Source organism: Paracoccus beibuensis (assembly GCF_026162625.1).
Classification (GTDB): domain Bacteria; phylum Pseudomonadota; class Alphaproteobacteria; order Rhodobacterales; family Rhodobacteraceae; genus Paracoccus; species Paracoccus beibuensis.
The window spans coordinates 1-11944 of the sequence record NZ_JAOTBD010000056.1; the positions used below are offsets into that span (position 1 = coordinate 1).

The 11944-nt window shown below is 57.7% G+C and carries 9 protein-coding genes and 1 pseudogene; 2 read left to right on the plus strand and 8 right to left on the minus strand.

Going from position 1 to position 11944, the window contains the following annotated elements; genetic code table 11:
- Window positions 1–510, plus strand: a pseudogene (locus OC159_RS18770) (hypothetical protein); the annotation flags it as partial.
- Between the two features lie 3 nt (window positions 511–513).
- On the plus strand, window positions 514–1446 hold the full coding sequence (locus OC159_RS18775) for an ATP-dependent nuclease (protein WP_265502736.1): 933 nt from the start codon (window positions 514–516) through the stop codon (window positions 1444–1446).
- A gap of 48 nt (window positions 1447–1494) precedes the next feature.
- Here the strand turns inward: OC159_RS18775 and OC159_RS18780 are convergent, their stop codons facing one another.
- The 8 genes from OC159_RS18780 to OC159_RS20270 all read right to left on the minus strand — a co-directional run bounded on the left by OC159_RS18780 (window position 1495) and on the right by OC159_RS20270 (window position 11901).
- The gene (locus OC159_RS18780; protein ID WP_265502738.1) at window positions 1495–2913 is read right to left on the minus strand and encodes a CBASS cGAMP synthase; all 1419 of its coding nucleotides are present in this window, start codon (window positions 2911–2913) and stop codon (window positions 1495–1497) included.
- 10 nt (window positions 2914–2923) lie between these two features.
- On the minus strand, window positions 2924–3910 hold the full coding sequence (locus OC159_RS18785; RefSeq protein ID WP_265502739.1) for a CBASS cGAMP-activated phospholipase: 987 nt from the start codon (window positions 3908–3910) through the stop codon (window positions 2924–2926).
- A 334-nt stretch (window positions 3911–4244) separates the two neighbouring features.
- Window positions 4245–5387, minus strand: a complete 1143-nt coding sequence (locus tag OC159_RS18790) for an abortive infection family protein (RefSeq protein WP_265502741.1) — start codon at window positions 5385–5387, stop codon at window positions 4245–4247.
- Between the two features lie 126 nt (window positions 5388–5513).
- Window positions 5514–7364, minus strand: coding sequence for a TniQ family protein (locus tag OC159_RS18795; RefSeq protein WP_265502743.1), 1851 nt, complete (start codon window positions 7362–7364; stop codon window positions 5514–5516).
- The gene (locus OC159_RS18800; RefSeq protein ID WP_265502744.1) at window positions 7361–8329 is read right to left on the minus strand and encodes an ATP-binding protein; all 969 of its coding nucleotides are present in this window, start codon (window positions 8327–8329) and stop codon (window positions 7361–7363) included. Before OC159_RS18800 ends, OC159_RS18795 begins: the two co-directional genes overlap by 4 nt.
- Before the next feature lie 85 nt (window positions 8330–8414).
- The gene (locus tag OC159_RS18805) at window positions 8415–10571 is read right to left on the minus strand and encodes a Mu transposase C-terminal domain-containing protein (RefSeq protein WP_265502746.1); all 2157 of its coding nucleotides are present in this window, start codon (window positions 10569–10571) and stop codon (window positions 8415–8417) included.
- Window positions 10571–11284: a PDDEXK family nuclease gene (locus OC159_RS18810; RefSeq protein ID WP_265502747.1), complete on the minus strand. Its 714-nt coding sequence runs from the start codon at window positions 11282–11284 to the stop codon at window positions 10571–10573. Before OC159_RS18810 ends, OC159_RS18805 begins: the two co-directional genes overlap by 1 nt.
- Window positions 11285–11535: 251 nt before the next feature.
- Window positions 11536–11901 carry an SAVED domain-containing protein gene (locus OC159_RS20270; RefSeq protein ID WP_407674156.1) on the minus strand — a complete coding sequence of 122 codons (366 nt, stop codon included), beginning with the start codon at window positions 11899–11901 and terminating at the stop codon, window positions 11536–11538.
- Window positions 11902–11944: the final 43 nt, after the last annotated feature.

The following is an 11944-nucleotide window of genomic DNA, read 5'->3' on the forward strand; positions in this document are numbered from 1 at the left end:
CGTTATACGCTGGCCAGTTCTTGGTCTTGTAGCTCGGCGGCGTGGGTCTGCTCATGCAGCACGGCTACCACGCCAGATTCGCCAGCTGAATCCCCCTTAAGACTTTGTGCAACAAAGCCGGGTAGTTCGGTAACACCATACAAACAGAGATATCAATTTATAACTGCATACATACCTGGCTTGGCTGGCTTATCGGAGAAAGAAACAATACTTGCTCAACCCACTTTAAGAAGACAGGCAGCAAGCGGCGATGCAGGAGGTGTGCTTAGAAATATCCTGTTGAATCTAGCAAGCGATAAAAACGCCGATAAGCCAAGCAAAGATGGGGATGACCAGGGGGGATCAGAAATATTAAATAAGCTAAACGAGCTGATTCAAAGCGTGCATCCAAATGTCGAAATCTCTGTTTCCTACAATGACCGAGAAGACTACCATATTTCTGCATCAATAACTGACTTGTTGACCGGCCAAACCCAACCTCTTGAAACTGCAGCAACCGGATTTTTGTAAATTGTGCAAATTTTCGCTTATCTCATCCTTTTTAAGCCAAAAATAATGCTAATAGATGAGCCAGATGCACATTTGCATCCAGACAAGCAGGAGCGGCTGATAGAAGCTCTTGAAGGTGCAGCTGCTCAGTTTTCTACTCAAATTTTAATGTCGACACATAGCCCTTATATTGTGCGCGCAGCAAGCGCAGATGCAAACCTCATCTGGATGCAGCATGGAAAAGTTCAAGCAGACGATGATGAGGCAATACGCCGACATCTTGGCTGGGGAGGTTTAGACAAGTCACTGCTCTTTTTTGCTGAGGATGAAGACGACAAACCTCTTCGCGCTATAGTTAGACAATGGCCAGAACTATATCATAAACTTTCAATTTGTCGTTGCTTTGGAATCGAGAATTTACCCCGTGATAAATTGTTAGAGGGGCTACTTGTCGACGGAAATTTGAAAATGAAAGCGATTATACATCGAGATGGCGACTTCTTAACCCAAGATGAAGCGAAGATCTGGCAGGCTGGATTTAAGACAAGGGGTGTTTACCCATGGGTGACGGCGGGGTCGGATATGGAAGGGTATTTTTGCACTGCTGAATATTTGTCAAAACTATACAATATTACTGTCGCTGACGCAAATACTTGGAGGGCTGAAGCAGCACAAAGTATAAACAAAGCTCGTGAAACGTTTATGGAAAAGAGGAGAAATATTGTAAGGACAATATGGCCAGACGGTGGCTCGCCCAACGCTGACGATTTGTGGACAGGCTCAGGTGGGAAATCACCAGAAACTGTCAAAGGGAAAAGCCTGCATAAAGCATTAAAAGTCGTAGCGAGAAAATATAAATGTAATGACCGATTGCTCGATCGCTTTGCGATTCCACGTGGTCATGTTGTCGCGCCAGAGTTGAAAACTATAATACAATCCGCGATTGCGGGTGAATAGGAACCGGTATCTGGGACATGAAGAAATCCCGATAACTTAAACCAGATGCTATCCCATAGGCCTGAAGTTCTTCTTGGGAGGTAGCTGCCGGGGCGGCATGGCACCTCCGCGAACATCGATATAAATTCGGCGGCGACCAATCACCCGTCCCATATGATAAACCGCGACATCCATCGCATGTTTCCCATTATAGGCGGAACTCTCTTGGTTCCGGTGGTCGCTATAGGAAACATGGCCGACGTCGTTTTTAGTCCATGCTTCATCGCCCCTATTTCTTACGGTCCATCGAACTGAGGCTCCCGGCGGCAGCTCATTTGAGTTTTGCAGCGTAAATGAAATTGAACAATTCTTGGCGATCTGAGGAAGATGGTTTAAACCCTCCCTAACATACGAGCTGTTATCCTTTGACACTGCCCTAACAAAAATTTTGGGATCAAACTGATATGCCACGAGTGCAGTATTAATTTCATCGGCTCGCTTGTGAGCCTCGCACACATCTTTGAATTCATTATCGACGTCTTCGGGCATTGGAAAGAAATGCAAGAATGCCTCCGACCAAATTTCCGCAGATGTCCCGATATCTGGAGCCTGATTTGCGCGCTCTGCAATCTGCTGGAATTCGTCTAGTGCGGAAAGAAGTCCTGCCTTGGCGGGCCCACTCAAGCGACTTAGATCTTCCTTTTTATCTATCGGGTTTGGAATAGTGGAATCAATCCTTAGCCTTGCAAGCAAAGACGTAATGAGAGCTTCTAGAACCCTATCGTCGCCATCGCCGGGAGTCCGATCTATGGTCCCAAACTCTTCGGCCACAAGGACGGTCAACATAATGGAAGACGGGCGATTTGATTCTTCCGTGATGTTTAGCGCTGCCCACATCTTGATGTAGCAAATTTGCCTACGAAGCTGGGCGCGATCTACAGGATCCTCATGCCGATCCCTGAACCATTTGTAAATCGCCTTGGGGTCGCTCTGTTCCCATCCGAGGGTCTCGGTTGCCAAAGCCCTCCGATCTGCCGCGCGATCAAGGTGGTAAGACGGAATATCTATATGAAAGTCAGGTCGAAATGATATACGGCTGCATCTCTCCTTTGATTTTTCCACACCGGAGGAGTCGTTTGAGCCGTCCTCGGAGTAATCCTCCAAAGCACCTTGAATAATTTTCTTGAACCCGTCCGGCTCGTGGTTGCCATCATCATCCCTTCCCCGCCACTCGAAATAGACGCCTAGATCGATGTCGAACTCAGCGCCCGCGGTCCATGGTCGAATCTGCGTATCAAATTTGTAGGACCCCTGAAGCCACGTGCTGATTGGGTATCCAGAGTCCTCTTTAAGACGGGTTTTTAAGAAATCTCGAAGATCGTTCCATCTGGCCTTCTGGGCCGCGAACTGAGCAGGGGATGGCGTGATGCGGGCGTAAAGCGTCTCTCCGGACCCTGGCGTGTGAAACAACGCGGAAGCGTCTGCCATGTCATATCCCTTAAATAGTAGAGTTAATGAAGTCGAATTTTGGCGCCGTGTGTTCCAAGAAGCCAATCAGCCTTGGGTCTCCGGTCACCTCAGCGAACGAAGATGCGGCCATCGCCATCAGGTTCTTCGTCGCTGCAGGGGTCGCGACATCAAGCGCCAACTCGCGCTTCTGCGCATCAGCCTGGCGCCGATCGATTCGAAGATATCTGCCCTTCAGCCTATGGATCATCATGTCGTTGGTGATTGCCTGCTGAGACCCAATCATGACATCGGTAAGTCGATTGTTGCGCATCCATCCAAACGCCCCTAATTTTGGATTGAGGTCACTCGACATAGCGAAATCTGTTGTGGTCGTCCCGACGCTAAGGATGCTAATCCGATCTCGATGGACGTTGAGAAACTCTTCGGCCTCATGCAGAGCTATCATGTCAGGCGAGTTCGCGAACAGGCCTCCATCGGCAAATAGTTCGTTGCCGATAACGTGTGCCGGAAAATATGTGGGCGCAGCGGAGGTTGCCATTGCAACGTCTGAAACGAGCAACTTCCAATCTAAGATAAACCTTTTATGATGCCCTGTTTTGAATATCTTCGGGCCACCTTTCGTGAGGTTCACTGCCGGTATCGTCACTGGGCGGTGAAGTTCCGACATCCGGCATTTGGAGCCTACTATCTCATCAATTATCGCCCTAAGTGATTTGGGATCGTAGAGAGGCGCGGGAACTCGACGCGCAAAACGGAGCCACTCTCCAACCGGAGTTTTTGGTGTCGTTCGATTGAATACTTTAGGGCCGCTCTCAAGGAAAGCATCTCGTATTTCGGTAGCGGTTCTTCCCGCTGACAGTCCCAAGGCAATTATGCCGCCAATTGACGTTCCTGCAATCAAATCGAAACAATCAATGAGTTTTCGTTCCGAACGCTGCTCGATTTCAGCAAGGACGGCTGCTGTATAAAGGCCGAGATATCCGCCGCCAGACAATGAGAGGATCTGAAATGTCATCGGCCGTCCTCTGATGTTTCCCTTGGCAAGATAAGGTCGGCGATGAGGCTAAGCAACGTTTTAAAAGACTCTGTCTGGGTAAACCAGTTTTCCAAGAAAAATGAATCGCGCCGTTGCTTTCGAGTTGACAGACAATTTCTCCTCCTACTTTAGTGAATTTCCGCCAATACTGAGGAAAGAATATAAAGATACAAGAATGTCGGAAGATCATATCTCCAGCTTAGAAAAAGTATGGTAGCACTAGCAGTTTTTTTCCGGGCATATTAGCAATGATGGTGTTTGGTCCACGCATCAGACCAAGTTCCGCGCTTACCCACAGGAGAACTGATTGTCGTCACGTCGACGAATGCCGATCCATGACAAAGTCCACAAAAGTGCTGGCAGCCCCGATAGCTAAACGGGCGTGACGTGGCTGCAACCCCTTGAAGCTCCGGCCCCGACCGTGACCTTTTCCGTAGGCGTTCCTCAACGGTGCGAGAGAGTGTGCGATCCTACCCAGACTTGTCAGAATGTCTCGAATTTCAGAAGCGCCCTTCGCTGTCTCGTCGATGCCCTCGGGCATTAGCTTCAATTCACTGCGGAGCAGCTTAAGCAGGTCAGGTATCTCGGCCTTTGCTGAGTATGGGACCTTCCGATCGTCTAGGATGAGCTTGCAGCACCCCTCTACGATTTCCTTCGCTAACGCGATGGCCTCCCCCGGCTCCGCGTCGCCGATACGCTCAAGCCTTCTCAGATCCTCGTAGAGCGTCGCCGAATTAAGCGTGGCAGCCACGGCCTTGATCCGGTTAAGCGGTATGCCCAAGGCATGCACCTTCATCTGCGGCACGTAGATAGGTCGTCCATCAATCACCTGGTCTTCAACCAGCTCCCACCCATCAGCAGACAGATGGCCATTGAACGCGTTCACAAGGGCGGCCTGCTCTGTCGGATCCTTCCGCACTACTGGGTGGACCACCTCGCATGCAAATCTGAGGAGGATCTCTTGCTCCGCCTCGTAAAGTTTGAAGCGCGGATTACTATAAATCCAGTCCATCGGCCAATCAGAGTTGTTCACGCAGTGCTGCCAGATATCGCCCGCGGCAGTCCCGAACCGACTGTCGTTCGACGGAAGGCTCTCTAAGTCATAAATGCGGCTGAGAAACGAAATCTCGTCTAACGCGCCAAACCATGCGGTGCCGCGTGCTCTCAGTTCGTCAAGAAGAGCCGATCGGGTGCGTGACCCCACACGCCCGTCGGAGACGCCTGAGCCGTGCGGACGAACCCTGGCAGGCGTTACAGTTGCGGCTACCCAGAACCCTTCGTCCTTTCCACAAACGAGTTGCAGATTAGCGCTAATTACATCAACGATCCTTTTGAGGTCGTCCTCTACCTCAACGTAAAATGAGACGGGCAGACGGATAAAAGCCGTCCAGAGTTCCGTGCTGTGCCGACAGCCATAAGTTTTCCTCAACAGAAATCTAAGTATCTGAAAAAGCATATCTTGTAGTTCAAAGCACCCAGCAACTTGTCCTTTAGCAAGGCAAAAGATTTCCTCGGAATGCTCTTCGCAAGACATGAAAAAACCGCCCCGAGGGGCGGCTTTTTGATACCGAGAGCGAGCCAATCAGAACCTTCCGTCATAGAATTCGAGGGGAATGTCAGCCCGTCGAAACAGCGTGACCTTCAGAATGGCCGGATCCGCCACCGGCTTAACCCCGAGACGACTCAGAGCAGTATTGATCCTCCGATGATGCACACCCAACTCTCGCCGCAACTGCATCAGAAAAACATAGGTCTCCTGGAACTGCCGCAAAGAATGCGGCAGCACCCTGACCGTTTTCAACGCCTCAGCACGCCCATTCGGTGCAACGGAAGCAATCAACCCGGCAGCGGCAAGTCTGTTCACCACGGACTGGATCGTGCCAAGCTCCTTCGCGACCGCACCCGATCCTAACGGGACCGTTTCGCGGTCCCGAACGAAATGCCCTTTGATCTCCTCCGGATCGACGCGGAGGGAAAGGTATCCCTCCTCCCCCTCGACGCGATATACGTTCCGCAGCGAGCCGTTCTGAAGCAGCTTGATCACCTCATCCGTCGTCACTCGAGCCTTCTGGGTGGCCTTGTTAATCGTCCACACGCCCGCAGGAGGGACGTCGACTACCTCTGCGTCACGGGAGATCGAGTTCAGGAAGGCATGGACGTCCTTTTTCGAGACAGCAGACGATGCCCTGGCCGACGAGCCTCCGTCCATCATCCGCTTGAGGAAGCCGCTGGCAATCAGTGAGACTACCTGGCCCCGCGTCGCGTTCATGTAGGCCGGGAGATGCTTCTGCGGGACCGCTTCACCAAGCTGATGGACCACGCGCTCTCCCTCCTTCGCATCGAAGACCGCTTCTCCCCCCTTGGCTGAGTTGTCAGGGATCAGGCCGGCGAGCGCGAGGGCGTTCCGGAGCGTCTTCGGATGAACCCCGGATTTCTTGGCGAGTGAGCCGACGGTATGCTTTTTTGAAGCAACGACCTCCTCCCCCATCAGATTGGCTCCGGGAGCCACATACATCGTCTCCAGGATATGCTCCCTTACGACTTCGCGGATGGGGCCGACCTCCTTCCGGTTCTTGCTGAAGCTCAGCCACTGGTATAGGCGGCCGAAGATCATCTGGGGCCCTGACTGTCCGGGGATCTTCTCATCAAACCAGGCTCGCCGCTGCACCTCGCCCAGCGCCTCCCGGATCCCCGCCTCCCCGCGGCTGGTGAACTCGAAACCGATCCGCGCGGCGCGATCCCAGTCATCCGCCGTCATCTTGTCCAAATTCGGCTTGCGGCCGAACTCAAGCGCGACACCCAGCATCTCAGAGGCGCGGGCGCCGAGTTCAATTCCCTGCCCGTCCAGCCATGCCGGACCCGTCTTCCCGTCGAGGCGATCCGTGACGTAGGTCTGCAGCGGGGACACGTCGCGCCTCACCTGCTCGTCAGCCAGAGCCCGCAGCGACGGCCCCGCCTCGGGAAACACGACGCCCATCTGATGGAAGCGATCAGACCAATCGATATAGGGCCGGTCCAGCAGAGCGATCCTGTGGACTGGACACGTCCGCACGGGACGCAAGCGCCACGCCAGCCTCCCGCGCCTCAGCAGGACCGATCGCTCCGCCTCGTCATCGTCGAGCAGGCATGCGGGGCAGCAGGAGACGTAAGAGCCCTTCATGAACTCGGTCTCGAAGCGTTGGCCTCGAAGATCATACCTCCGCCACTCCTGCGTCTGGATAGTCTGACGCCGAAGGTCATCCGGGTTGGCGCCAGTCACTTCTGCGAGCCGGCTAATAGCGACATCGCTGCCAGTCAGCATCTCATCGGGATGCAGGCCGAGGTCGCGAAGGAAGGGCACCAAGGTCTCACCGACGTGGATCGCGGCCAAACGGGTGGCCCAGGACATGAGCGTCTCATCGGGGTTGATCGGGATGAAGGGGGTCAGAGTCATTTCTTGAACCTTCCGAAAGCGGTGGCGGGAATGCGCCCCGTGACCTCAATCGAGCGCCACTCGGGGTTCGCGAACGGGTTCTCCCGGAGATCCACGGCCGCGGTGGCGGCCCAGGAGCGGGCGAAATGGGCGAGCGTCAGACTGTCCGCGCCGTCGTTCAGCGCCTCCTCGATCGCGTTCACCAGGTTCTCGATGCACATCCCGAAACGGTTCGCGCTCGCGTGGATGAGCCGGGGGATCGCGTCTTTCCCTGCTGGTGGGGAGATGCCCGCTCTTCCGCAATACTGGACCATCAGGCTCTCCAGCTTGGGGGCATCGTGCGCGTCCGTCACGGGAGGGAGTTCCACCTTCGCGAAGCGCCGATCCGCCTGCGGGTCCATGCGGACCAGCTCGTTCAGGATCGGCACCCCGCACAGGATGACGATGATCGGCGGGTCGGAGGACAGGAGTGACTTGCAGGCGTTCAGGATGTCCATCGCCTCCCGAACGGAGCCGCTGGAGCGCAGGTCATGCGCCTCTTCGATCACCAGGCACACGATCCCGAGGGCTGCCAGGCGGTGGCGCAGAATGCCCCAGATCGACCAGCGTTCCCGCCTCTCGGAAATCTCCGCATACCCCGTCGAACGGAGCACCTCGCACCCGAAGCTTTTCATCGTGGCGGGGGAGAACACCTTCGACGAGAGGAAGCGGGCGGGGCCGCTGGGCCCCGCCCCAAGCGCCTCATGGCTGCTGAGCACGCGGCTCAGGATGGTGGACTTCCCTCCGCCGGCCTCGTCCATGACGAGGATGCCTCGGGTCTCCTGACCCCCGCTGAACCTGACCGGGTCCGCGATCAGCTTCCCGTCCGCGTCACGACGCAGCAGGCGGTCGATCTCGTCCCGGATCATGACGTCCCTCTGGGTAGCAACGTAGTTCGCTCGGAGGTCGGAGATGATCCGACCGATCTCGGATTCCGAATGTTTCATGGCAGTCTCCTCTTCTGGTTTCGGGGTGAGTGGGGTCGGTCGCGCCCGTTGGGGCGCGTTCCGGAAGTTGGCGATGGAGGGGTGTTCAGTCCTCGAAGTCCCAGTCGTCACTGAGGGGACGTCGCATCCGGAAGCTCGGGATATCCTCCTCGAGCGGGATCGCGGGGGCGTCGAGCGGGCTCACGGACCGACCGATCCCGTCAGCCGGCATGGTGGTCTCCGGCGCCTCCTCCTGGTCGGAGACGCGGAAGCCCATGAAGAGGCCCTTCTCGACGCGGTCGATGACCTCCGGCTCCCAGCTCTCGGTCACCAGCCCCTTACGGATACGGGCCTGAGCGTTGATCTCTTCGATCTCCACGATGGCCCTGCGGAGGATCTTTCGCGAGATCTCCTGATCGACACGCAGCGAGATGCGGATCCGCCTCGCCGATGCGACCCACTCCTCAGCCCGCACGCCGGAGAACCCTTCGAAGACGGCCGGGACCTTGATCCAGTCCCCGGCCTTGACCCAGATGGCCCCGAGGTCCTGCGGACACCACCTGACGTTCACTGCATCCGCACGGTGCCGGATGCCCCATTCCGCAAGCTCTCGGCTGTGGTAGCGGACGCCGATGACGGTGATGCCGTCCCCTTCGAGCTTGCGCTGCATCGGCCGCGCGAAGATCTGCGCCTGGAGGTCGGGCCCCGGCGGCGGCGTGACGCCCCAGTCGAGCATGGCCTGCTCCCACGCCTCCAGCGGCGTCCGACCGCCCAGTCCGTCGTGGGGCGTGTTGTGGTAGACGTCGACCACCCAACGGGTTAGCGCCCTTGCGAGATCGTCGACGTTGAGGGCCGCCTCCGCGAGGCCGTCGTAGTCGCCGCGGGCGAGGGAGTTCTCGAACGAGCGGCCGCTGAGACGAGGCATCAGGCTAAGGTTTAGGGTCCGGAACAAGCGCTCGATGCGGGCCCGGAGCTGGGGGACGCCGGCGATGGCGATCTCCTGCCTGATGCCGAGGTCGGCGCAGGCGGTCCTGAAGTCGGCCGCCTTGAAGGCGGAGCCCGCGTCCGTGACCAGCAGCTCCATCAGCCCGCACATGGACCAGGGGGAGAGCGCGCCCACGGCGTCCGCGTAGCCCCCCTTGTCGTTCAGGCACATCTGCAGACATTCGAGGGCGCTGAGGTGGTTAGGGTTCCGCGTGAGGCGCATCCCGAGGATCACCCTGGTGGTGGCGCAGATCGCGACCGTGACCCACCACCGCCCCTTCTTGGGGGTCAGCCCCAGAGCTTCCCGCTCCTCCTCCGGGAAGAGGTCGATCAGACCGTTCTCGTTGAACAGGGTGAACAGGTCGATCTTCATCTCGTCCATCTCGACGCGCTGCATCGGGCGGGTGAGGCCCGGGCTCAGCCCCTGACCGGTCTGCCGCATCTTCCTGACCGCGGCCTCCCGCCCCTCACGGGCCACGCACACGAGGAACGGGTCCAGCTTGTCGATGGCCGAAGACACCGCGTTCCGGCTGGGGGCAATAAGCGGCTGCAAGCCCCTCGCGGCGCGATCGTCGTTCAGATCCGCTACCGCGATCTGGACGTTCTCGTGGACCTTCTTTTTTGTCGGCCTGTTCGGCGAGAGGTAGGCGTTCACCTGATCTGTCAGGATGGCCGCGACCTCCGGCGGGAAGCGTCGGTCACGGTTCCCGGACTTCCCGTGCGCGTCCGCCAGCCCGTCCCGACCCATGGCGTCGTAGAGCGAGAGCCAGCGGCGCAGGCTGCGCGGCGTGAACTTCGTGGGGATCGCTTGCGACTTCCCCTTCGCGGCGGTCCTGGCGTAGAACGCCCCCGCCTCCATGCTGATCGAGCCCGCATGCGCCCTGATCGACGCGTCGGTGCGTTTGAGGGCGAGCCGCCCGGTGGAGTCAATCTGCTTCCGCTGCACCTCCCTGAAACCGAGCACCACCGCCTCACGGAAGCGGATACGCTCCTCGAGGGTGCCGTCGACGAGGCTGTGAAGTCTGTCTCCCCTTTCCAGAACGTGGCGGACGCCCTGGGCCACGAAGTAGCGCCCCTTGATCGTGATCCTGTTCCGCCGCTGGAGCGCGGTAATCTCCGGGTGAGTGAAATGCTCCGTCAGCCCGCCCCCTTCCGGTTCGAAGGAGCAGCCCTCGGAGTTCCGATGCCGGAGCCGCATGGGCCGCCCGTCGATCAGGACGAGGTCGTCCTCGCTGAAGCTGAAGCGGGGGGCGAAGCGGTCGTGGCTGACGTGCCCCATCAGATCACCTCCACGCGCCGGACCATGGACGCGAGCGTGATCCTTTCGTGCCGGCACAAGCGGATCCGGCGGCGCGCGATGAGACGGATGAGCGCGCGGGTGCCCCGCGGCCCGAGGCCGATCTGGCTCGACAGCCCTCTCAGCGACGCGGATCCGGCGAGGCGCGAGATGACGGCCCCCGCCGCCGCGTCAGCCTCCTCGTCGGCCTCCCGCATCGCGAAGAACGTCTCCGCGTTATGGACGGCGATCGGGTCCAGCCCCTTGTCGGTGAGGACGCGGACGTCGTCGAAGCGGCCATCAAGCTGCGCGGCGATCGCTCGCAGCTCCCGCATGACCCTGCCGCTCTCGAGCCTGATCTCCGGCTTCACCTCGCATGCCAGGCGTTTCCCGTTCTTGAAAACGATGACGATGTCGAAATACTTGGTGTGGACCTCTCCGTCATCGTCGAACCACTCGAACGGGACCTGCTCGATGACGGTCTCGACCTCGGGCAAAGAAAGGAGGTAGATCTTCCAGAGGATCTCCAGCCGGCTCTCGCTGAAAACGACGCGGCCGGTCGCGCCATCGGGGATCACCATCTGGCCGGTGAAGTGCCCTTTGGAAGCGGCGCCGATCTTGCGCCCGGCCAAGGACGGTTTGGGAGAAGCGTAGACAGAAGCTACGGCGGTAATTCGGGCGTGGCTGTTGAGCCCGCTGGCGGCGGTGACAGTCATTTCGGACCTCGACATCAGAGACGTGAAGGCCCCGCTTCAAACGGGGCCGGACGGATCAGGTTCGAGGTCTAAGAAGGTTTGAAGTTTACCAGCTCGCCCCGAAACGCGGGGCGCGTATGAGGCCGTATCGGATGTGCGACAGGTGCAGCATCGGGGGCTCGCTGGTTGAGTTCGGGACGCACATAATTGCGAGATACTGATCTTAAGTCAACCGAAAGTTTTCCTCTGGGTCGAAGGCTGCGAGAGGAAGACTATTCGATGATCCATCGAGGTAGGAACCCGTTGTCCTTTGATTGGTCAAAAATTGTCATTGGCCTGTGGGCCTTAGGCTGCCAAACCCGACCAAACTCGATCCAGCAGGCCGCCGGCGCCGCAGGGAATATGAGCACCTCGCGCTGCTCTCCGTGGACCTCTTTGATCCGGTTGAAAGTCCGCCTAACAATCTGGCGAAAGCGGCTCAGGTCTTCTCGTGTGGCGATGGCCGCATATCCTGGGGCCTCGCAAGTAATCTCCCATATCGAAATGTTTTCAGGCCCGACGAGCTTTGTTGCGCAAAGAGCTTGAAGGCCGGACTTCCCCTTTCCCCGGGCGGACTTATCCCACGAGCTCTGTGACAGGTATGCCGAGCGCCGTGTAGCCGTTAAGCACGGCGGCGCGAAT